At 71.1% G+C, this 22,720-nt stretch carries 15 protein-coding genes and 1 pseudogene; 5 read left to right on the plus strand and 11 right to left on the minus strand.

All coding sequences use genetic code 11. The features are described from left to right. Positions 1–16: 16 nt before the first annotated feature. Positions 17–1,837 (plus strand): O-antigen ligase family protein, encoded by a 1,821-nt coding sequence (locus tag WC969_11790; protein MFA6030528.1) that lies wholly within the window; start codon positions 17–19, stop codon positions 1,835–1,837. Between the two features lie 56 nt (positions 1,838–1,893). Here WC969_11790 and WC969_11795 read toward each other — a convergent pair. The 6 genes and pseudogenes from WC969_11795 to WC969_11820 form a co-directional block, all read right to left on the minus strand. Beyond that, positions 1,894–2,136 (minus strand): annotated as a pseudogene (locus WC969_11795) (SWIB/MDM2 domain-containing protein). Between the two features lie 111 nt (positions 2,137–2,247). Beyond that, entirely contained in the window at positions 2,248–6,150 is a 3,903-nt protein-coding gene (locus tag WC969_11800) for a hypothetical protein (protein ID MFA6030529.1), read from the minus strand. 412 nt (positions 6,151–6,562) lie between these two features. Next, entirely contained in the window at positions 6,563–7,318 is a 756-nt protein-coding gene (locus tag WC969_11805) for a hypothetical protein (GenBank protein ID MFA6030530.1), read from the minus strand. Then, positions 7,315–8,928 (minus strand): TraB/GumN family protein, encoded by a 1,614-nt coding sequence (locus WC969_11810; protein MFA6030531.1) that lies wholly within the window; start codon positions 8,926–8,928, stop codon positions 7,315–7,317. Before WC969_11810 ends, WC969_11805 begins: the two co-directional genes overlap by 4 nt. Next, a complete protein-coding gene (locus WC969_11815; protein ID MFA6030532.1) occupies positions 8,925–9,923 on the minus strand; it encodes a hypothetical protein in 999 nt (332 codons plus the stop codon). The genes WC969_11810 and WC969_11815 overlap by 4 nt, the downstream gene beginning before the upstream one ends. Next, the gene (locus tag WC969_11820) at positions 9,920–10,558 is read right to left on the minus strand and encodes a hypothetical protein (protein MFA6030533.1); all 639 of its coding nucleotides are present in this window, start codon (positions 10,556–10,558) and stop codon (positions 9,920–9,922) included. Before WC969_11820 ends, WC969_11815 begins: the two co-directional genes overlap by 4 nt. A 279-nt stretch (positions 10,559–10,837) precedes the next feature. Between WC969_11820 and WC969_11825 the strand changes: the two genes are divergently transcribed. Next, positions 10,838–12,313, plus strand: coding sequence for a dockerin type I repeat-containing protein (locus WC969_11825; GenBank protein ID MFA6030534.1), 1,476 nt, complete (start codon positions 10,838–10,840; stop codon positions 12,311–12,313). Here the strand turns inward: WC969_11825 and WC969_11830 are convergent, their stop codons facing one another. Together WC969_11830 and WC969_11835 are read right to left on the minus strand one after the other, a co-directional pair. Continuing rightward, entirely contained in the window at positions 12,314–13,720 is a 1,407-nt protein-coding gene (locus tag WC969_11830) for a cation:dicarboxylase symporter family transporter (protein ID MFA6030535.1), read from the minus strand. Next, on the minus strand, positions 13,717–14,589 hold the full coding sequence (locus WC969_11835) for a DMT family transporter (protein ID MFA6030536.1): 873 nt from the start codon (positions 14,587–14,589) through the stop codon (positions 13,717–13,719). Before WC969_11835 ends, WC969_11830 begins: the two co-directional genes overlap by 4 nt. A gap of 127 nt (positions 14,590–14,716) precedes the next feature. On the opposite strand from WC969_11835, the gene WC969_11840 reads away from it, so the two are divergent. Then, positions 14,717–15,883 carry an FHA domain-containing serine/threonine-protein kinase gene (locus WC969_11840; GenBank protein MFA6030537.1) on the plus strand — a complete coding sequence of 389 codons (1,167 nt, stop codon included), beginning with the start codon at positions 14,717–14,719 and terminating at the stop codon, positions 15,881–15,883. Positions 15,884–15,916: 33 nt separating this feature from the next. Here the strand turns inward: WC969_11840 and WC969_11845 are convergent, their stop codons facing one another. Beyond that, positions 15,917–17,134: an MFS transporter gene (locus tag WC969_11845; GenBank protein ID MFA6030538.1), complete on the minus strand. Its 1,218-nt coding sequence runs from the start codon at positions 17,132–17,134 to the stop codon at positions 15,917–15,919. 119 nt (positions 17,135–17,253) lie between these two features. On the opposite strand from WC969_11845, the gene WC969_11850 reads away from it, so the two are divergent. After that, a complete protein-coding gene (locus WC969_11850; protein ID MFA6030539.1) occupies positions 17,254–18,579 on the plus strand; it encodes a nucleotide sugar dehydrogenase in 1,326 nt (441 codons plus the stop codon). Between the two features lie 105 nt (positions 18,580–18,684). Here WC969_11850 and WC969_11855 read toward each other — a convergent pair whose 3' ends face one another. Beyond that, positions 18,685–20,118 (minus strand): radical SAM protein, encoded by a 1,434-nt coding sequence (locus tag WC969_11855; protein MFA6030540.1) that lies wholly within the window; start codon positions 20,116–20,118, stop codon positions 18,685–18,687. 228 nt (positions 20,119–20,346) lie between these two features. Continuing rightward, on the minus strand, positions 20,347–21,633 hold the full coding sequence (locus WC969_11860; GenBank protein ID MFA6030541.1) for an L-serine ammonia-lyase, iron-sulfur-dependent, subunit alpha: 1,287 nt from the start codon (positions 21,631–21,633) through the stop codon (positions 20,347–20,349). Between the two features lie 140 nt (positions 21,634–21,773). On the opposite strand from WC969_11860, the gene WC969_11865 reads away from it, so the two are divergent. Next, entirely contained in the window at positions 21,774–22,634 is an 861-nt protein-coding gene (locus tag WC969_11865; protein MFA6030542.1) for a GH25 family lysozyme, read from the plus strand. Positions 22,635–22,720: the final 86 nt, after the last annotated feature.

Consider the following 22,720-nt stretch of genomic DNA (forward strand, 5'->3'; position numbering starts at 1 on the left):
TGAATCATCCTCGCTCATGAAATCCTCCAAGGCCAAGACGAGACGCGAAGAGGGAGACTCCCCCGCCCAGACGGGAGTCTCCCTCTTCGCGATGTCCCTGGCCGCGGCGGCCTTCCTCCCCCCGCTCGTCTTCGCGCGCGGGCTCGAGGACGCCGCCGCGCTCCCCAAGCTCCTCGCGCTCGCGGCCTGCGCCCTCCTCCTCGCCCTGGGCGCGGCGCGCGGCGCCGGGGCCCGGAGGACGGCCCTCGACCTCCCGCTCCTCGCCGCGGCGGCGGCCCTGCTCCTCTCGAGCGCGCGCTCGGTCGACCCCTGGGGAAGTCTCCTCGGCCGGCACGGCCACTACGCGCTCGGCGCCCTCGAGCTCGGGCTCTACGCCGCGGCGGCCCTGTCCGCGGCCTGGGCCTCGGACGACGACGCCCCGCGCGTCCTGGCGCGCGCCGCGCTCGCCTCGGGCGCCCTGCTCGGGCTCCATGCCCTCCTCCAGCGCGCCGGGCTCGAGCCCTTCGCGGGCTTCCCCGAGCCCCCGATCGGACGAAGCTATGCGACGCTCGCGACCCCGGTGATGCTCGGGGCCCACCTGGCGCTCCTCTCTCCGCTCCCCCTCGCGCTCTCCCGCGCCGGGAAACCGCTCGACCGGGCGCTCGCCTGGACCGCGGGTCCGCTCGTCCTCTGCGGCCTCCTCCTCACCCAGTCGCGCGCGGCCTGGCTCGGCGCGGCGGCCGCCGTCGCGCTCTGGCTCCTCCTCGAGGCGAAGGACCGCCGGCGCGCGCGGATCGCTGTCCTCCTCCTCGGGGCCGCGGCGGCCGCGGCCGTCGTCTTCCTCTCCCAGGTGAAGGGGCGGGGCTTCGACGACGCCGTGCGCGTGCAGGTCTGGAAGACCGCCTGGACCTCGTTTCTCGAGCGCCCGCTGCTGGGCTGGGGCCCGGAGTCCTTCATCCACGCCCTGCGCCTGCACAAGGGCGAGGGCCTCTTCGCCCTCTACGGCCCCGTGCGCGAGCAGGTCCACGTCCACGACGACCTCCTCCACGCCCTGGCGACCACGGGCCTCGCCGGGACGGCGGCCTACCTGGCGCTCCTGGGGGCGCTGGCGCTCGCCGCGAGGCGCCGCCGGCTCTCCGCGAGCCCCGAACGGCGCCCCCTGGTCGGCGCCATGGCCGCGGGCCTCCTCGGTCTCTTCGTCCAGCTCAAGTTCGACCCCTGCTCGAGCGCGACGCTCCTGCTGGCGGCCCTCTTCGCCGGGCTGCTCTGCGCGCGACCGAAGGACGAAGCGGGCCCGACCGGCCGACGCCTCCTCGCCCTGCCCCTCGCGCTGGCCTGCGCAGGGGCGCTCATCCTCTGCTCCCGCCTCGCCCTGGCCGACGCCTCCTACCGCGCCGCCCATGCGGCGCAGGCCTCCGGCCGCGTGGAGGCGGCCTCCGCGGCCTATGAGCGCGCCCTGCGCCTGAACCCCTGGGAAGGGCAGTACCGCTGGGACTACTGCATGCACCTCTACGGCCTCGCGCGCTCCTTCACGGACCGCTCCCGGCGCCTTCCCCTGCTCGAAAGGATCCGAAGAGCGGCCGACGGCGCGGCCGCGGCCCGTCCCAACGACTCCCGGGCGCTCGAACTCAAGGCCTACGCCCTGCTCTGGAGCGCCGCCGAAGGCGACTCCTCCCTGGCCCTGGAGGCGGAGCGCCTCCTCGACCGGGCGGCGGAGCTGGAGCCCACCTTCGTGCCCGCGCTCAGGGTGCGTCTCCAGCTGGCGCTGCGCCGCAAGGACGCGGCCAAGGCCGAGGCCCTGGCGAAGGAGTACGAGCGCCTCTCGGGCCCCAGCCGCTACGACCTCGGCAAGCGCTGAAAGGGAAAAGAAAAGCCCCCCGCGCGAGGCGCGGGGGGCTTCTTTTTGCGCGAAGCTTACTTCAGGTGCTTGGAGACGAGGCCGGTCATCTCGAACATGGAGACCTGCTTCTTCCCACCGAAGACCTTCAGGAGCTTCTCGTCCGCGTTGATGTTGCGCTTGTTGACCTTGTCCTGGAGACCGTTCTTCTTGATGTAGTCCCAGAGCTTCTTGACCACCTCGGTGCGCGGGAGCGGCTTCGCACCCACGATCGCGGCGAGGTCGGCGGACGGCGTCAACGGCTTCATGAACTGAGCGTTTGCCATGGTTCTAGTACACCCCTTTTTAAAGTTCCCTTCTCGGCGCCGACGGGAAGTTTAGCATATCCTCGTCGTCCGTCAAGCCCAGAGCACCTGAAATGATCGGGCGCTCTAGATGAGCAGCGGCAGCAGATACGCCCCGAGCCCCGCGCCGAGCGCGGCCAAGAGCATGTACATGAAGGCGACCCCGGCGGGGCCGCTGATGTCGCCGCCGCTCTGCTTGAGGGCGCCGACCTTGTAGAGCAGGGCCGTCAGGGCGAGCCCGGCCGCGAGGCCGAGGACCCCGCCGCCGACCGCCACCGCCAGACCCGAGAGGCCGAGCGCGGCCACCCAGTGGACGAAGGGGAGCGCCACGGTCGCGAGCGCGGCCCCCAGGGCCCCCATCCCGATGTAGGTGAAGAACAGGCCCGCGGGGCCGGAGATGTCCCCGCCGCCCTGCTTGAAGACCCCCAGCTTGTAGAGGAGGGCGGTGAGCGCCACCCCGGCGCCGAAGCCGAGGACGGCCTTGCCGAGGAAGAGCCCGAGCGCGACGAGCCCCGGCGCGGCGAAGCCCGAGAGGGTCCCTCGGGAGTCGGTGCGGTGCGCCGAACGCAGGCGCTCGGCGATCTCCGCCTTCCTGGAGAGCGCGGCGCTCAGCGCGGCCCATGCGACCGGGACCGCCACGGCCCCCGCGATGACGAGCGGCGCGCCGTGGAGGAACAGCAGGCTGCCGATCCCGCCGATGAGCGTCCCGAGCGCGTAGGCGCCGAACTTCCGCGTCAGGTCCGCGCGGCGGGTCTGGGAGCCGCTGAGGAGGTCCGGCAGGGTCAGGATGGCCAGGACGACGCCGATGGCCAGCGAGGTCGCGGGCAGGCCGAGCATGACGATCGCTCCGCCCAGGCCGAGGATGAGCGGCGCCAGGCGCTGCTCCGGCGACTTCGCCTTCAGCTGGACCGGCTCGGACGGCTGCGTCTCGACCGGCGCGGAGCCGTCGCCGTCGGTCGGCTTCGCGAAGGCGGCCTTGAAGCCCTTGTAGACCCCGTACGCCATGAGCACCGGAGTGGCCAGCAGCGTCCCGAGCAGCCAGACGACCTGGTCGAGCCGGACCGCGAGGCCGCTGAGCACCGCGCCGAGGGTCGGCCGATGGCTCGGCTCGGCATAGGCGTTCATGCCCTCGAGCCAGCGCTTGCCGGAGCGCTCGAACTGCGCGTAGGCGTCCCGACCCTCGCTCTGCGCGAGCCAGCTCTCCGTGAAGGCGGAGAAGAACCGGTCGAGCTTCGAGCCGGGCATCCCCTTGCGGAAGGCGCCCGCGGCGAAGTTGAAGGGTGCGCGGACGGCGCCGAGCGCGAGGCCGAGGACGCCGGCGAGCGCGAACTCGGCGAGCTGGGTCAGCCACATCGGCACCCAGAGGATCGAGAGCCAGGACCCGTTCCATACGGTCTTGCCCAGCCAGTAGTTCGCGTGCTTGCGGAGGTTGCGGTGGAAGTCGGTCTCCCGCTCCCAGGCGTTGAGGATCTTATAGAAGCCCCGCGCGCTGTCGACGACCCCGTAGAACGCGTCGCTGAGGCCCGTCCACACCCACTTGGGCAGGTGCATGAGGAGCAGCGGGCTCGTCAGGTAGGCGAGGCCCGAGAGGACGACGAGCGGCCAGCCGGTGAGGCCCATGAGGATCGCGCCGAGCCCGGCCGCGGCGGCCGTCGCGCCGAAGAAGGCGCCGATGTACTCGGGGTCGTCGGGCGAGATGCGCTTGCCGTCCTCCTCGGAGATGCGTCCGAGGTAGCGGTAGAGGCCCCAGCCGCCCACGGTCCCGAGGGAGCCCATCCAGAAGCCGTTGGTCGTGACGATGCTCTGGGCGGCCTTCAGGACCGCCGGTCCGGCCAGCGCGACCACGGGCGCGGCGGTGAAGAGCATGTAGAGCCCCGCCAGGGTCATGAGCCCCATCGTCGAAAGGAGGATGCCCGGGAGCTGGCGGGCCTTCTTGGGCGTCGCGGCCGGCAGGAACGGCAGGGCGGCCAGCGCGAGGGTGAGGGCGAGGTAGAAGCCGCCGAAGGCCGGGCTCATCGTGAAGAGCATGGGGAGGCCGAAGAAGCCGGCGGGCAGCAGCGCGAGCGTCGTCGCGATGATGCGCGGCGCGAGCGTGGACTTGCCCGGCTTCGTCGGGTCCGTGGGACCCGGCTCGTCGGTGTTCTCGCCGGCGCGGTCGTCGGTGTCCACCCTCAGAGTGTTCGGGTTGTGGCGCTCCTCGGCGTAGGGCGCGGCGCTGCGGCCGAAGGCGCGGACGAAGCCGACGAGTCCGAGCACCGGGGTGCCGAGCACGGCGTAGAGCAGCCAGCCCCACTGCGCCAGGCGCAGCGCGAGGCTCGCGGGCAGGCTCACGAGCTTGTTCTTGGAGTTGACGTAGGTGAGAAGCGGCTTGATGAGCGGGTTGTAGTGCGCCTTCTTGCCGCCCTGGACGTTGTCGAACATCGAGCGCGTCCACTCGGCGAAGAAGCGGGTGGCGCGGGACTCGCGGGAGAGCTTGTAGGACGCGCCCCAGAGGAAGGCGGCGGGAGCCCCCATCGCCCCGACGACGACGCCCCCGGCGACGCCGAGCGCCCACTGCACGAGCTCGGAGAGTCCGACCGGGACCCAGATGCCCGCCAGCCAGACCGCGTTCCACGGGGAGCGGCTCAGCTGGTCCTTCGTGAAGCGCACCAGGCGGTCGTAGAGGACGGTGTCGTTGCGCAGGGAGTCCTCGACGCGGAGGATGCCGCGCGTTCCCTTATAGAGGACCGTCATGACGGAGGTGATGCCGAAGCCGACCCAGCTGGGCAGGTGCATGAGGAGGAGGCCCGCGCTGAGGTAGGAGCCGACGATGAGGACGGTCGCGACGATGCCCGCATGCGGCATGAGGACGAGCGCCGGGAGAGCCGTGGCGCCGAGCGCGCCGAAGAAGGCGCTCAGGGCGTACTCGTTGTCGTAGCCGCGGCGGGAGTCCTCGGACTTGCCGTAGCGGACGAGGCCCCAGCCGCCGAGGGCGACGAGGGCGGCGGCGGCGTAGCCGGTTCCGAGCGTGAAGGCGCCGAACGCGGCGGTGAGGCCGAGGACGGTGAGGCCGATGCCGGGGATCATGCGCACGCCCTTGCGCGTGCCGGCGCCCATGAAGGGGAGGGCGGCGAGCAGGACGCTGGAGGCGATGGTGGCGGAGCCGAGGGCCAGGCCGAGCGTCCCGCCGGCGGCGGCGATGAGCGGCCAGCCGAGGAGCGCGGCGGGGAGGAGGGCGAGGCCGGCGGCGAGGAACTTGGGCCAGGTCGGGCTGTTGCGGTTGGAAGGCGGCAGCGGCCGCTCCGTCTGCTCCGCCGGAGTCGGGACGACTTCCTGGATGTTGTAGGCGCCGACGGTCTCGGCGAGTTCCTGACCGGCCGGCTTGGCGAGCTCGAAGCCGCGGCGCACGTCGCGGATCTCGACGGCGGGCTCGAAGGGCAGGTCCTCGGCGGCGTTGAAGCGGGCGCCGGTCAGGATGGCCTGGATCTTGGAGCCGACCCCGCGGGAGTTCTCGGCGGAGACCGAGGAGAGCTCGCCGGCGGCGGAAAGGGTCTTGCCGACCTCGACGGCCATCGTGCCGACCTGGGCGGCGGCGGCGCGCTGGCCGTTCTCCTCTCGCGCCGTCCTCGAAGCGCTCTGGCCCGCTTCGAGGACCGAAGTGCGCACCATGGAGGGAACGGCGGTCTTGACGACGGCGGAAGCCGCGGAGTTCTTCGCAGCCTGCACGGTCGGGAGCGCGGCGGCCTGCGCGGAAACAGCCTGCACCCGGACGGTCGGGAGGACGCTCAGGGTCGGCAGGACGCCGTTCTTCAGGATCTGACCGTTGGAGACGGCGTTCCCCGCGTTCGGGAGCACGGCGTTGACGACGGGGGTCGCGGGCATGCTCATCCCGGTCGGGACGGGGTGCGCGACGACCTGGGCGAAAAGCTGGTAGGCGGGCAGGCCCGGGCTCAGCACGAAGAGCACGGCGGCCAGAGTCGCGGCGGTGATGTTCTTGAGCAGCTTCGTCATGTTCGTCCCTCTCGCTTTATGATTGCGACATTTAGATTCTATTTAACGCTGTGAAAATCCTTATGAGACCTTCGGGCAGGAAGGCGGCGGCAGAGGACCTAAGGGGAAGAGAGCGGCGGACGACCGTTCAGGGGGCCGAAGGTCCCGCGTTCCCTGCGCAGGGGTGGGGGCGTGTCCGAGTGATAGCGCACTTCCAGGAGGCCCCGGCCCGCGCCGGGAGCAAGGCGCGAGGAGCGAGGATAGCTTGAGCTATCTGAGCGACGAGCAACGCAGCGCCCGGTCGGGAGGGGGCCTCCCGCTCTTCAAAGGGATACATGGGTCTCCAGATAGAGCGGGTCGCGCGCCATCAGGTTGCGCCGTCGTTGCTCGTCGCTCGCGTAGCTGTGCTACGCCGCGCTCCTCGCGCCTCGGCTCACTCCGATCGCGCGCGACCTGGGAGCGCGCTATCACTCGGACACGCCCCTGTCATGCGCTCGACGTTCAGGCCGTCGCGGCGGAGGAAGATGAAGCTCGAGAGGCCCGCGTCCGAGAGCTTCGCGGCGAGCCGGTCGGCGAGGGAGTCCTCGTCGCCGGTGATGAAGAGGCAGTGGTGCCGGGCGAGCGGCACGCCCTTCGTCTCGAAGGCGTAGTGGAGCAGCTCGTGGCCGACCGAGTAGTAGCCGAAGCCGGCCGGGTCGTAGCGCCGGCCGGTCGAGGGATCCTCGCGGTAGTAGCGGAGGAAGACCGCCGGGCTCACCTGCGCCGTCGCCTTCCCCTCGAAATAGTACGCCTGCATGTTCTTCGGGAAGGGCAGCGGCACCTCGGGGTGCCCCTTCCCCCACTCCTCTATGAAGCGCTTCTGAGCGTCGCTCATGAGCGCGGGGTCGAAGCTCTCGAAGCGGACCGTCGGCGCGGGCGTACCGGCAGGAAGGCCGGAGAGCTCCCGCACGAAGGACCAGACCGTCGCGACGCGCTCCAAAGTCACCAGCTCCGGGAGCTCTCCCTCCACGGCCGGAGCGCCGGCCAGGGAGGCGGCGAACATCCCCTCCAGGGCCGGAAGAGCCAGCGCGCGCACGCGAAAGGCGGCCTCGGGGAGCGGACCCGCCGGCCCGACCTCGGGAACGGCGTCCTCCGCGCGGGCGGACGCGACGAACAGCGCAAGGAGCAGGGCGGCGGAGAGCGCCCTCATCGGCTCCCTCCGCAGGGGTCGTCGGCGCGCTCGGGAGCGACGCCGTCGCGCAGCATGAAGATGGCGCTCGCGGTGCCGCCCTCGGCGAGGCGGGCCGCCAGGCGCGCGGAAAGACTGGCGTCCCCCCCGCCGGAGAGCAGGCAGTGGTGGCGGGCGGCGCTCTCGCCGCGGCGCTCGAGCGCGTAGTGGAGCAGGGCGTGGCCGAGGGAGTAGTAGCCGAAGCCGACGAAGTCGCGCTTGCCGCCGGTCGCCGGGTCCGTCTGGTAGTACTTGCGGAAGACGACGGGGTCCACGCGGGCGACGCCGGTGCCCTCGAAGTAGTAGCTCAGCATCGTCTTGGGGCAGGGACCCGGCGCCTCGGGGTGCGCCTTGCGCCACTCGGCGACCCAGAGCATCCAGTCGAGACTCATGCGCTGGGCGTCCGAGCTCTCGAAGCGGACGCTCGGCGGCGGCGTCCCCTCGGGGACGGGGACGAGCTCCTTCACGATGCCCCAGACCTCGGCGACCTTCGCCGCGGTGACGAGCTCGGGGATGTCGCCCACGAGCTCGGGGGCGTCGGGCCCGGCCCGCTCGCGGCGCACGGCCCCGGCGGGCGGCTGCGCGGGACGCTGGGAAGGGTCGTCCATGTCGACGGCGCTCACGCGGCAGCCCCGGCGCTCGAGCAGCGCGAGCAGGCCGCGCGGCCCGGGCAGATGCAGCGCTCCCACGCCGACGAAGGCGCCGCCCTCGGAGAGGAGCGGGGCGAGCCGCGCGGCCATGCGCTCGCTGCGGAAGAAGAGCATGCGCTCCATGAAGGCGTCCACGTGGCGGTGGTCGGCGGGGAGCTTGTGGAAGCTGTAGGCGTACATCCCGCCGATGTCCTGCGCCAGGTAGAGCGCGCCGAGGCGCTCGGCGTGGAGGGCGTTCTCCCCGTAGTCGCAGACCGTGTCGCGCAGGGACTCGATCTGGAAGGGGAGCGAAAGGGAGTCGAGCCCCTCGAGGAGCTCGGGGACGGTCTCGATGGCGAGGACCTCCTTGCGCCGGCGCAGGCCCTCCTCGCGGATGAGCTTGTCGAGGACGACGCCGCCCCTCATGGGAGGACGGCTGAGCACGTTGAAGACGGCCCAGACCTTCATCGACTCGGCGCCGTTCTCCGAGACGCCGTAGGCGCCGAGGAGGCGCTCGCTCTCGGCGTAGAGCTCGGGCCCGATGAGCGTCGAGAGCTTCCGCCCGGCCGGGAGCCGGATGCCGCCGACGTAGGCCTCGCCCGCCTTGTCGCCCATGTCCACTTCGTTGACGATGCGCCGCGAGGTCTCGAAGAAGGGACGCAGGCGGCGCAGGAGGTCGATGACCCGGCCTTCGTCGGTGTGCTCCGTGCCGAAGACCCAGCTCACGGCGCCGGAGGGCGCGACGACCCTCCAGAGCAGGCCCCGGCCGTGCTCGAGCTCCCCGAGCGAGGGGCCCGGCACGGAGACCCGGCCGCGGCAGGCGGGGACGGCGCCCGGCGCGGATTCGGAGAGGGCCGCCCCCTCCCGGGCGCTCTGGAGCAGGGCGCGGGGGTCGAAGACCGGCTCGCCCGCGCGGGCGGAGGCGGCGAGGAAGGACAGGAGGAGGAGGGCCGCGTTCGTCATATCAGCGTGAGCTGGTGGAGCAGGGAGTCGATGCGCAGGCCGAGGGCGTTCCAGAGCAGGCCGGAGCGGCCGCGGGTCCGCTCGCGCAGGGAGGTGAGCGTCTGCGCCGAGGAGCGGAGGAGCCCGTCGGCGCGGCCCCGGAACTCGGGGCCCGACTGCCAGCCGAACACGAGCTCGGCGACCGCCTTCTCCTGCTCGGCGACCGTCTTCTCGGCGCGGAGGTAGTCCTCCTCGAGCGCGAGACCGGAGCCCCGCACGTACTCCTCCCGGGTGGAGCAGCGGAAGAGGTCGATGTAGGCCGGACAGCCCGCGGAGCCCCCCGAGGTGCGGCAGAGCGCGGGGACGGGATATTCGCCGAAGACGTCGGCGGGACTCTGGAGGGCGTAGGGCGAGGCCGCCGTCAGATAGTTCTTGGAGAAGGCCAGCTCGTCGCTCACGTAGACGAAGCCGTGCACTTCCGCGCCCTTCTCGTCGCGGATGGCGGCGATGTCTCCGGGCCGCGGCGCCTCGGCCGCGTGGAGAGGCCGGCAGAGCGGCGACGCCATCCAGAAGGACATCTCCTCGGGGGAGGCGAAGCCCGGCGCGGAGAGGATCCCCGCCGAGACGAGCGCCGTGTTCCAGCAGTTCGGGCCCCAGCGCCGGGCGCGGGTGTCATGGACGCGGCGGACGAAGGAGGGGGCGTCGACTCGGAGCGTGCAGCCCTGCGGACCGCAGCGGCAGGCTTCCCGCGCGGCGGGGGCTTCGCGCAGGCGCGCCTTCCACTCGGCCAGCGCCGCGCCCTGCTTCTCCAGCGCCGCGCAGTCGGCGCCGGTGAGCGCGAGGTTCCCGTCCGCGTCGCGGCCGACGCTCAGGCGGGGCGCGGGACGCTCGGCGGCGGACGGGGCCTCGACCGAAAAAGCGGCGTCCCGGGCGCTCTTCAAGAGCGCCCGGGGGTCGAAGACCGGCTCTCCGGCGCGGGCCGAGACGGCCAGGACGGCGAGAAGAAGCGTCTTCAAATCGCGATGAGCGGCCCCATGGTGAGGAAGGCCTTCTCCATGGACTTCCAGCGGCGCTGCACCGCGGGGTCCCGGGGCATGAGCTGGTAGAACTTGGCGTTCTCCATGTCGGCGACGAGCTGGCCGGCCATGTTCACGCCCTTGATGGGGACGAGGTTGTGCTCGACCTTGAGGATGGCCCCGCCGAGCGAGATCGTGTACTTGTACTCGTCGATCGTACGCTTGCCCTCGCCGTCGACGCGGATGCGCTGGGAGATCCCCATCATGTGGGAGAAGCTGCGGCGGTAGACGAGGTCCTGGTAGGGGCTGTCCTCTCCGCCGATGCGGCCGTCCTTCACCGGGATCTCGAGGACCTGGACCGCGAGGATGTCCATGCCGCCCTTGCCGTCGTCCTGCTGGCGGTTGTAGTTGAGCCAGGTCGTGCCTTCGACCTCTCCGGGCATCGGCGCGCCGTCCTTGATGAGCCGCTTCATGATCTCGCGGACCGCCGCGTCGCCGATCTTCGCGGGCTGGAGGCGCTCCTGGAGCGTGCTCTTGGCTTTCTGCATGTCTTCCATGGCGTCGGGAGGAGCGACGACCTGGGCCTTGAGCTGCACGGCGAGGAGGGTCATGAGCGCGAAGGTGATCGTTTTCATGTCTTCAGGATAGCCGTGAAACCGTCCATCCTTCAGGGCAGGAGGTCCCAGCGCCGGTCCGCTTTGGGGCTCATAGGAAAGCAGGCCCAAGGACCTAGACGCTCACCCCCGCCTCTGACCCCCGGTGCCTGACGCCGCAACTTATGCAACTTGTTTTTGGGGCGGGAAACGCGGTTTATCGCGTCATTTCAGGAACGGAGGGATATAGGCGGGAATCCGGCCGGGAAATAAGTTGCGAAAGTTAACGTCTGACCCCCGGAGAAATTCTATGATTCGCCCATGCCCAGAGCCCTGAAACTTTTTCTGTACGCCCTCCTCGTCGCCGGCGCGGGCGCCGCAGCGACCTACTACACGCTCCCGGTGCGCCGCATCGGCATCCGCTCCGAGCTCGTCATGCTCGGGGACCTCAACGGCGACCATGCCTGGGACTCCAGGGACGCCGTCCTGCTGCGCCGCTTCCTCGCGAACCCCTACGCGCGGCCCCGGCTCGAGGCCCTCAAGGTCGACGTCAACCGCAACGGCTTCATCGACGAAGAGGACGTCCGCATCCTGGAAAAGCTTTATGCGAGCGGCGACCCGTACAAGGCCCGCCAGGAGGCCGACGCGCCCGGCCGTCCGTTCCCCTACCCCCGCGAGTTCTTCCTGTACCTCCCTTCCGCCGAATACGTCCAGCGCCCCGCGGTGCTCCTCGCGCATCCGGCGCTCAAGGACTCCCCGCTGCCCTTCCTCCGCGCGATGGCGCGCGAGCCGCGCACGCTCTACCGGGACCGCCTGCAGACCGAGGTCTACGACGAAGGCCTGCGCTTCTCCATCGCCTACGGCCTCCGGCGCCCCGGCCTGACCCCGGTCGAGCGCGACTACGCCCTGGGGAAGACCCGGCGCTCTCAGGCGCTGTGGGAGAAGCGGGACCTCTACTCGCTGCTCATGCTGCTCATCGAGCTCAGCGAGGACGCGGAGACCCTGAGCGTGAAGGGCCAGACCCCCTTCACGGCCGGGACGCTCTTCTTCCGCGACCATCTGCGGGAGCTCCTGGAGTCGCCGCTCTACCGGGAGCACGCCGCCGGGAAGCGCCCGGCCGGCGAGGTCTTCCGGAAGATGTCGGAGCTGGCGGACCGGGACCTCGGCCTGAAACTGGAGCTCGAGACGCTGCCCCCGCCCCGGAACCTCCTCCAGCTGAGCAACTACCGGGACCGCGCCCTGTGGCAGTACTTCAAGTCCACGACGACGCGCCGGGACTTCGTCAAGCTCTCGCTCTTCGCCCAGCACGACCGCCGCTACCTGCGCGCGGCCGCGCGCACGACCCCGAAGCACGCGGACATGGCGCTCGAGAACCACAACCTGCCGATGGTCCTGCTCTTCCGGGAGGCCCTGCGTCTGAAGGGCGGCGACAAGCGCGCCGCCGTCGGCCTGCTCGACGAGGCCATCCGCATCCCCTTCGCCTGGGTGAAGAGCATCCCCCGCGCCCAGCTCCCCACCTCCATCGCGCTGGAGAACTTCCTCCTGCCGGGCAACAAGGAGGACGGGCCCGACAAGAGCCGGCATTGGAACGTCTTCGGGGGGATCGCCCTCTACAAGTCGCCCGAGGAGTCGGTGCGGCTCGCGCTCGCCCGCGAGGTCAAGGATTACCGGGAGGAGGGGCGCACGCCCGCGATGATGAACGAGTTCGTCCGCGACACGATGGCGAACCTCAACGGCGTCTACCACGTCATGAGCATCGACGCCCGCCTGCTCTACGCCCTCCCCGCCGACGAATAGCTAGAGAGCGTCCTTCACCACCGCGGAGGGGTGCTCCTTCCCGAACTCCCCCTCCCAACGCGCGATGACCACGGTCGCGAGGCAGTTGCCGATGACGTTGACCGAGGTGCGCGCCATGTCCATGAGCTCGTCGATGCCGAGGATGATGAAGATGGGCTCGGTGGGCAGGTTGAAGGACGCCGCGGTCCCCAGCAGGATGACGAGCGTCGCCCGCGGCACCCCGGCGACGCCCTTGCTCGTGAGCATGAGCGTGAACACCATGAGGAGCTGCTGGCCCCACGAGAGCTGGACCCCCGCCGCCTGCGCGACGAAGACCGAGGCGAGCGCGAGATAGAGCGTGCTGCCGTCGAGGTTGAAGCTGTAGCCGGTGGGCATCACGAACGCCACGATCTGCCGCGGCACCCCGATGGCCTCCATGGCCTCCATCGCGCGCGGGAGGGCGGCCTCCGAGCTCGTGGTGGCGAAGGCGATGGAGACCGGCTCGGCGACGGCGAGACAGAAGCGGCGCAGAGGTACGCGCGCGATGAGCGCGACGGGCAGGAGGACGAACACGAGGAAGGCGGCCAGCGCCGCGTAGAGGGTCGCCAGCAGCTTGAAGAGGTTCACGAGCACCCCGAGCCCCATGTGCCCCACGGTGTAGGCGATGGCGGCGCCCACCCCCACCGGGGCGAAGAGCATCACGAGGTTCGTGAACTTGAACATCGTCTCGGCGAGACTCCCGGCGAAGGCGAGCATCGGCCGGCGCTTCTCTTCGCTCAGCATCGCGAGCGCGACGCCGAAGAGGATGCTGAAGACCACGACCTGGAGCACCTGCCCCTCGGCCACCGACTTCGCGATGTTCTCCGGGAAGACGTGCAGGAGGATCTCCTGCACCGACTGCTTCGGGACGACGGTGACCTCCGCCTGCGGCGCCGCCGGGAGCTGGATGCCGACCCCGGCCTTGCTCAGGTTGATGGCGGCGAGGCCGATGAAGAGCGCGAGCGTCGTGACGACCTCGAAGTAGATCAGGGATTTGACGCCCATGCGCCCGACCTGCTTGAGGTCCGAGTGCCCCGCGATGCCGACGACCAGGGTCGCGAAGATCAGCGGCGCGATGATGGTCTTGATGAGGCGCAGGAAGACGAGGCTCAGCACGCGCAGCTGCACCGCGGCGGCCGGAAAGTCGTGGCCGAGCTCGGCGCCCACGACCATCGCGACGAGGATCCAGGCGGTCAGGGAGCGGCGCTTGAGCGCGTAGAGCGCGAGGAAGGCCGCGCCGAGCCAGCGCGGCGCGAGCAGGGCCCAGACGGGAAGACCGAGCCCGGCGTAGTGCGCGCCGGTCCAGAGGACGGCGGCGGCGGCGTAGGACGCCAGGGCGCCGGCGATGGCTCTTGCGCGCGCGTCGGTCGGGGCGATGGGCATGGTCATCCTCTCTCCGTGATGTAGACGCCGGCGGCGACGAGCGCCGAGCCGGCCAGCAGGGCGGGACCGACGCGCTCTCCCAGCAGGAGGGCCGCGGCCAGGTAGGTCATGGGCGGGATGGTGTAGAGATACACCCCGACCTTCTGGGACTCGGTGCGCTCGAGCGCGACGAAATAGAGCAGGGTGGAGAGGAAGCCGCAGCCCGCGCCCAGGAAGAGGATGGCCCACCAGGCCGAGGCGGGGACCGCCGCCGGCGAGAAGCCCCGGGCCGAGGCCTCCCAGAGGCCGAGGGGGAGCATCGTCAGCGCGCCGAGGATCGTCGAGGCTCCGGCGAGCTCGAGGGCGCCCAGCTCCGCGTTGAGCTTCTTGCCGTAGACGGTGAACACGGCCCACATGAAGATGCTCAGGAACACGAGCCCGTCGCCGAGCAGCTGGGCGCGCACGCCGCTGCTCAGGGCGTCGGGCCCGAGCACGACGAGCACGCCGGCGAGCGCGAGCGCGAGGCCCGCCGCCTTGCGCGCGGTGAGCCGCTCCCCGAGGAAGAGCGCGGCGATGAGGGTGATGCCGAGCGGACAGGTCATCGCCCAGAGGGAGGCGTTCGACGCGCTCGTGTACTGGAGCCCGACGGTCTGCACGCCGTAGTGGAGACCGGTCCCGGCGAGACTGAGGAGGAAGAGACGGCCGAAGCGGCCCGGCCCGCCGCACAGCAGCCCCGCGCGGCGGCGCCAGAGCAGGGGAGCGAAGCAGAGCGCCGAGACGAGCAGGCGCAGCGTCACGACGCTCAGCGGCGGGACCGCCGCGAGCGCCGCCTTCGTCGCGATGAAGGAGACCGCCCAGAAGACGCAGGCCGTCAGGACGGCGGCGTGGGTCGCCATGCGGGAGGCATGATACCAATCCTGAGCGCGCCGACTTACCCCTCCCAACGACCCAGCCGCGCCCTGGGCACAAAGGCGGGTTCCGGAGCTCCCCGCGCGGCCCCCGCATTTGTTATGTTTCTTCGCGATGAAGCCCCACCTCTCCCCGCTCGGCGAAGGACCCCTGCGCGAGCCCGTGCGCCTGCGCGAGGGCCTCACGACGCTCGGGCGCGGGGACGCGGCCGACGTCGACATCGACGACCCGCAGGTCTCGCGCCAGCACTGCAGCATCGAGCTGCGCGAGGGCGAGCTGCGCCTGCGCGACCTGGGCTCCTCCAACGGGACCCGCCTCAACGGGAAGCGCATCATCCTCGCCGCGCTCAAGTACGGCGACACCATCGAGCTCGGGAAGGTGCGCCTGCGCGTCGAGCTGCGCGAGGCCCCGCCCACCGACCGGCCGCGGCCCGTCGGCAAGGTCGGCCCCTACGAGCTGCTCGAGCGCATCGGCGAAGGCCGCTCCGGCGTCGTCTACCGGGCCCGCGACCCGCGCAGCGAGGAGATCGTGGCGCTCAAGGCCCTGCGCCGCGAGCTCGTCGGCGACGCCGAGGCCCTTCGCCGCTTCAAACGCGAGATGGAGGCCCTGCGCCGCGCCGAGCACCCCAACGTCGTGCGCCTCCTCGACGCCGGCAGCGAGGGCGCGCTCGTCTACGCGGTGATGGAGTTCTGCGCGGGCGAAACGCTCGCCGCGGTCCTGCGGAGGGAGGGCCGGCTCACCGTACCCTACGCCGTCCACATCGGGGTCCAGCTCGCCGGCGCCCTCGAGTGCGTGCGCCTGCGCGGCGTCGTGCACCGCGACGTGAAGCCCGCGAACGTCCTGGTGGACCGCCGGGGGGGCGTGAAGCTCGCCGACTTCGGGCTCGCCAAGCCCAGCGCGGCCGAGGCCGGCGCGCCCGTGACCCAGGCGGGCTGCGCGATGGGCACCCCCTTCTACATGCCGCCGGAGCAGGTCCTCGACGGCGCCTCGGCCGACACGCGCTCGGACGTGCACGCGCTGGCCGCGACCCTCTACCACGCGCTCGCGGGACGCCCGCCCTACGGCGGGGACTCCGTCCCCGCCGTCCTGCGCGCCATCCGCGAGGCGCCGATCCCCTCGGTGCGCACGGAGCGTCCGGACTGTCCGGAGAGCGTGGACCTCGCCCTGCTCAAGGCGCTCGCGAAGGACCCGGCCGAGCGCTGGGGAACCCCCGGGGAGTTCGGCGCCGCGCTGGAGCGCGGCCTGCGCGAGATGGGCCCGGGCGTCGCGTTCCTGCACTGACCGGGGATCTCCTCCGGAGATCCCCGGTGGGGTCTAATCGACGGAGGTCTCCGGCATGCCCCGACCGGCCGGGAGGGTCTTCGGAGGTCCCTGCCGGTCGACCTGTCGGGCGACGAAGAAGACGGCCGCGGCGAGAAGGCTCGCCGCCCAGAACACCGCCGGGTAGCCGTACGCGCTCCAGAGCAGCCCCCCCAGCGCCGGCACGGTCATCGAGACCGCGTGGTCGAGGGTGATCCCGAGCGAGAGCGTCGCCGCCATGTCGCCGCGCTCGACGAGGATGCGGTCGAGGTAGGTCGTGCGCGCGATGCGGGTCGCGAACATCAGGTTGTCGAGGATGTAGAGCCCGTAGAGCAGCCCGACGCTGCGCGAGAGCGCGAAGCCCGCGCAGATGACGAGCAGGATCGCCGCGTCGGCGTAGAACATCCGCTTCTCCCCGAAGCGGTCCACGAAGACCCCGAACTCCTGGCGGAAGACGACCCCCAGCACCGCCGCGCAGAGGAAGAGCGCGGCCATCGTGCGCGGGCTCGCGCCGAACTCGGTGACGAGCACCCACGGCGCGAAGGTCAGGAAGATCTGCTTGCGCGCGCCGAAGAGCACGTTGAGCCAGTAGAAGAGCGCGTACTCCCGACGGACGACGAAGCGCCGCGCCGTCCCCGGCGTCTCGATCCCCGGGCCCATGCGCGCGAAGAGGACGGAGGCGGCGAGCGCGGCGAGGACCGCGGCGAGGTAGAGGCGCGCGTACATCGCGCCGCCCCCGCCCCGCGCGAAGACCCAGACGACGGCCGCGCCCAGGATCATGGCGAGGTTGCGCGCGCCGCTGATCTGGCCGAGGCGGCGTCCCTTCCCCCCCTCCTTCGCCATCCGGAGGCCGACCGCGCTCTCGACGGGCATGAAGAGGTGGTCGGCCATGCTCCAGGAGAGCATCCAGAGCGTCATCGTCCGGGCGTCGGGAGAGAGGAATCCCAGCCCCGCCACCCCGGCGGCGGAGAGCAGGCCGATGAGCACGGCCCAGGCCCGCATCGGGAAGGCCGCGAGCGCGCCGGCGACGAAGAGGACCAGGAAGCCCGGCAGCTCGCGCGGGAACTCGAGCGCGCCGCGCGCGGCCGCGCTCAGCCGGAAGACGTCGCTGAGGTAGTTGTTGAAGGTGGAGTTGAGGATGCCCTGGTTGACCCCGAGCAGGAGGATGCCGAACAGGAACGCCCGCAGGTCCGGGTCCGCCGCCGCCCAGCGTCTTCGATAGGAGGAGAACACGCGGGACTATGATAGGAAATGGGGCGGGCCGCCGCGGGCCTCTCCGTCGTGGGGGTGCGCGGCAGTGTGCTACAATCGGGCTCGCCGTCGACGCTCCGCGCCGACGGCGAGAGGGTCTAATGCACCAGGCAGAACATACCGGCACGATCAAGAAGCTCGAGGCGCGCTTCAAGGACCGCTCCGCGCGCGTCGGCATCCTCGGGCTGGGCTACGTCGGCCTGCCGCTGGCCGTCGAGTTCGGCCGCCGGGGCTACCGGGTCACCGGCTTCGACGTCAGCCCCCAGCGCGTGCGGGACGTGCGGCGCGGACGCTCCTACGTCTCGGACGTGGACTCCCGCGACCTCGCGCGTCTGGTCCGCTCCCGCTTCCTCAAGGCGGAGGAGCGCTTCGACGCCCTCTCCGAGCAGGACGCCGTCGTCATCTGCGTCCAGACCCCCATGCGCAAGACCAAGGAGCCCGACATCTCCAACATCGTGGCCGCGGTCCGCGAGATCGCCGGGCGCATGCGCCGATCCCCGCTCGTGGTGCTCGAGAGCACCACCTACCCCGGCGCCACCGAGGAGATCATCCTCCCCGAGCTCCAGAAGGGCGGCCGGCGCCTGGGCCGCGACTTCTTCCTCGCCTTCTCGCCCGAGCGCGTGGACCCGGGCAACCCGGTCTACAAGATCGCCAACACCCCGAAGGTCGTCGGCGGCGCCGATCCCGCCTCGACGCGCCTGGCCTCGGCGCTCTACGCGCAGGTCATCACGAAGGTCGTCCCGGTCTCGAGCACCCGGGCCGCCGAGGTCGTCAAGCTCCTCGAGAACACCTTCCGCGCGGTGAACATCGCCCTCGTCAACGAAGTGGCGCTCATCTGCCACCGTCTGGGCCTCGACGCCTGGGAGGTCATCGGCGCCGCGGCGACGAAGCCCTTCGGCTTCATGCCCTTCTACCCCGGCCCCGGCATCGGCGGGCACTGCATCCCGAAGGACCCGCAGCTGCTGAGCTGGAAGATGAAGACCTTGAACTTCGACCCCCGCTTCATCCAGCTCGCCTCCACCGTCAACGGCTCCATGCCCGAGCACACCGTGCGGCGCATCGCGGCCCTCCTCAACGAGGACCGCAAGGCGCTCAAGAGCAGCGCCATCCTCGTCCTCGGGGCGGCCTACAAGCCGGGCATCGAGGACTACCGGGAGTCCCCCTCGCTCGACGTCATGGACCTTCTTCTGCAGGCCGGCGCGAAAGTGCGCTACCACGACCGCTTCGTCCCCCGTCTCGAGGTCCGCGGCCGGACCCTGCGCTCGGTGCCGCTGACCGACGCCGCGCTCCGCTCGGCCGCCTGCGTCGTCATCCTCACCGCCCACGCCGGGATCGACTACAAGAACGTCGTGCGCCGCGCGCGCCGCGTCTTTGATGCAAGGAACGCTACAAGAGGACTGATCTCCAAAAATCTACAACGACTGTGACCGCACCCTTCCCTATCTCCCCCGCCTGCGGGCGGGGGCAGGGGGAGAGGGAACCCGATGAAAGGCCCGCGCCAGCGGGCCTTCTCTTTTTTCGACGATGCCGAGCTACCGGGAGAGCTTCTTCCGGATGGAGAGGGCGATCCCCGCGAGCATCCGCGAGTGCGGGTCGCAGCCGGTGAACGAGGAAGGGTCGGGATAAAGACCGGGGCAGCCGCCCTGGCATTCCTTGAAGAGACGACAGCGGGCGCAGGACGGGTTGTCCCGCAGGCGGTGCCCGATGCGCGCGGCCGCGATCCGGTTCCAGGCGCTCTTGAACCGCGCGCGGCCGCAGTCGGCCGGGGCGAAATCCGTCAGGCGGGGCCCGAACGCCTTCCCGAAGAGCGAGCAGAAGGTGAATCCCCGCTCGCCGAGCGTGAGCAGTCCGAGATGATGGAGGCAGGCGGGGCTCCCCGCGGTCTTCTGGACCTCGTCCTTCCCGGCGCGGTGCTGATGCACCTGGTTGACCTCGAAGACCTCGAAGGCGCGGCTCCGGCGGACGAGCCCGATGAGGCGCAGGCTCGCCTCCTCGATCTCGGACGCCTCGAGTCCCATGCGGTCGGCTTCGCGCGCCCAGCGTCCCGAGCGCACGGGCACCTCGACGAACCAGCGGCGGATGCCGGCGTCGCGCAGCGCGTCATGGAGCTCCCGCTCGCGGCCGAGCCAGGCACGATGCAGCATGCTGATGACGCAGACGGGGAGCCTCGCCGCGCTCAACCGCTCGAGGTTCTTCAGCGTGCGGCGGTAGGCGCCCGCGCGCCCGCGCATGGCGTCGTGCGCGCCCCCCGGCCCGTCGACGCTCACCTGGACGAAGCGCGCGTAGTCCGGATGCCTGCGGAACAGCTCGCGGACCTCGGAGACGTCTCCGGCGCCGTTCGTGCTCACCGAGAACGGCAGAGCGTGCCGGGCGAGCTCGGAGCCGACGTGCGCGAGCAGGCGCGGGCGGAGCGTGACCTCGCCGCCGGTCAGCCGCACGTCCTCCACCCCGACCGCGTGCAGATTGCCGACCACCGCGGAGGCCGAGCGTTCGTCGAAGGTCCGGCCGCGCCGCGGCGCGCCCAGGAAGCAGTGGAGACAGCGCAGGTCGCAGGCGGAGACCAGATGCCAGGCCGCGACCCGGCAGGAGCACCGGAGTCCCGCGACCTCCACGGTCTGCCGCGGGTCGACGGGAGCGGGCCGCGGGGACAGCTCGAGGAGGTCCGAGAGGGTCGGGTCCGCCCGGATGTCCGCCGCCACCCGCGAAAGCGGCACTCCGGCGTCGAAGAGACCGGGGAAGCGCCGGCGCAGCCGCTCGATGGGGACCCGGCCGTCGCAGGCCTTCAGGAAAGAGTAGGCGGCGGGCTCGAGCTCGTAGACCTTGCCGCTGCGCCCGACGCCGCAGCGGTCGCTCGCCTGGCGGCAGGCCGTCCCCGTGCGAAGACGCAGCAGCGCCCCGGCTCTCAGCCGGGGATAGACCTCGCCGGAAACGGCGCCGCCGCGTCCGTGCGGACGCGGCGGCGTCATACGTTCACCTTCAAAGGCCTCGTGCGCCGACTAGCGCATGAAAGGGAAGGCGCAGGCGCTGGTCTTGCGGACCTTGCGGGCGGTATGGATGCGCTTGATCAGTTTCTTCATGGGTCACCTCTCCTGCGTCGACGTCTGCGGAGATTATAGCGAGGTTCCGGCCGGAGCGCAAAGGCCGTTCGTACCTCTCGCGGATAGGCCTTTCAGGCCAGAGGGAACTGTAGAGCGTTATCCTAAATGCTGCTTCTTCAGCATGATGTCGACGATGGTGTCGTCGACCTTGGACATGCCGACCGTGGAGATGCGGGCGAGGTTGCGGATGGTGTCCTCGGCGCGGCGGCCGACGAAGCCCTCGAGCTCGGTGATGCCGAAGTGGTGCATCCCCATGTAGGCCGAGCGGATGGCGGTGTCCGCGGAGCTGACGACCTTGAGCGCGCAGCCGCCCTTGGCCCCGTCGCAGAGCATCCCGCCGATGTCGCTGACCACGTTGTTGACCGCGAGGGTGATGGCCTTGAGGTCGCGCCCCTTGCGCTGGTAGACGATGGCGGCGGAGGCGCCGACGCCCGCGGCGATGGCGCAGCCGCAGATGGGCGCGACCCCGCCGGTATGGGCCTTCACGAAGGCGTTGACGAGGTGTCCGAAGGCGATGCTCTTGAGCACCGTCTTCTCGGGCGTGCCGAAGTGCCGGCCGACGTTCCAGGGCACGAGGAAGGCGACGATGCCCTGGTTGCCGCTCTCCCCGCTCGACATCACGGGGACCGGCGCGCCGTCCATGCGCGCGTCGGTGGCGCAGGCGACGAGGATCTTGGTGGAGGAGAAGACGTCGTCCTGGAGCAGGCCCTTCTTCAGGAGCTGCTGGAGATAGTGCCCGACCTTGCGCAGACGCAGTCCCGCCTCGGCGGCGGCGAGGTTCATCTCCACGCCGCGCTTGAGGTGCCGCGCGTCCTCCGCGTCCATGCGCTCGGCCTGGCGCAGGAGCCCGGCGAGCGTCTCCTTGCGGAGGAGCTCCTTGAAGGGGAGCGGCGGCTTCGCGGCCGGACCGACCCCGCCGTCGACGAGGACGCGGTCGTCGCGGATGAGGCGGGAGAGCTCGGTGTGGCTGCCCGCGATGACGCACTCGACGCGGCGGCGCGCGCCGCGGGCGACGCACTCGACGTAGCTGTCGCGGCGCTCGGGAGAGACGGTCATGCGCACGCGCCCGGAGGAGACGAGCGCCCGGGCCCGGCGCACGAGCGCGGGCGTCGAGGCCCTGAGGACCTCCATGCGCAGCGCGGGCCGCGCCACCAGGAGGCCGAGCGCCCCGGCGAGGAGGTTCCCCTTGCGGCCGCCCGTGTTGGGGAGACTCACGCCCATCCCGTTCTTATAGGTGCCGGCGTCGAGCGTGAAGACGGCCTCGCGTACGGGCTCGCCCAGCGCCTTCGCCGCGTGCGCCGCGCAGAGCGCGACGGAGGCCGGCTCGGTGCAGCCGAGCGCCGGATAGACCTGGTGCTTGAGGACTTCCTTGAGCAGATTCATGGGATTCTCCGCCGTCATGATACCATGCGCGGGGCGGGGGCGTCGGCCCGCAAGAGACTCAACATCCTGGGCCCTTGGCCCTAATCCGTCCGGACCCCGATGGCCCCCGCCGACATGGGCCCTGAGGGTATGCTATCGCCATGAGGTGGCTCCCGCCCGCGCTCTTCTCCGTCCTCTTCTTCTCCGCCCCGGCCGCCTTCGCCTCCCCCTCCCTCGACTTCGCTCCCGTGAGCGGCCTCTCCGAGTCGCTCGAAGGCATCCGCGCCGGGGCCCTGAAGCTGCGACTCGAGAACCGCTCCGTCGCCCCCGCGGTCCTCCTTCCCGAAGCCGCGCCGGTCCCCGACGCCGTCCCCGACATCAGCTCCTACCCGGTGCGCGGCATCGACATCTCGCACTATCAGGATTCCATCGACTGGGCCAAGGTCGGGACCTCCGGGCTCTCCTTCGTCTACATCAAGGCCACGGAAGGGACCGACCTCGTCGACGACATGTTCAAGCGCAACTGGAAGGGGGCCTCGGACGCCGGCCTGCTGAAGGGCGCCTATCACTTCTACAACTTCTGCGCCGGCGGGGCCGTGCAGGCCGACTTCTTCATCAAGAACGTCCCCGCGACCCCCGGCGCCCTGCCGCCGACCGTGGACCTCGAGCGCTCATCCTCCTGCCGGAAGATGCCGACGCGCGCCGCCTTCCGCAAGTCGCTGGCCGCCTTCACCGCGAAGATCCAGGCCGCCTACGGCCGCAAGCCGGTGCTCTACACGAACGCCGACATCTACGGGCTGTACCTGCAGGGCGACAGCGCGGACTACCGCATCTGGTTCACCGACATCCACAACACGCAGCCGCAGCTTCCCGAGCCGCGGGCCTGGACCTTCTGGCAGTACTCCTTCAAAGGAAGGGTCCCGGGCATCGACGGCCCCGTGGACCTCGACGTCTACCGCGAGACCCCCGAGGCCCTGGCCGCGCTCACTCTAGAAGAAAACACCCTGTTGGCTTTGCGCTGATACCTTCCCGAACGCCCCTTCTCTGCAATCCGGGAACCATCCCCTCCCTCCGCGCGTACTCTTATCATGGCGTCAGGCACCGCAAC

Source organism: Elusimicrobiota bacterium, assembly GCA_041660925.1.
In the GTDB taxonomy this organism is placed as follows: Bacteria; Elusimicrobiota; Elusimicrobia; order UBA1565; family UBA1565; genus JBAZUV01.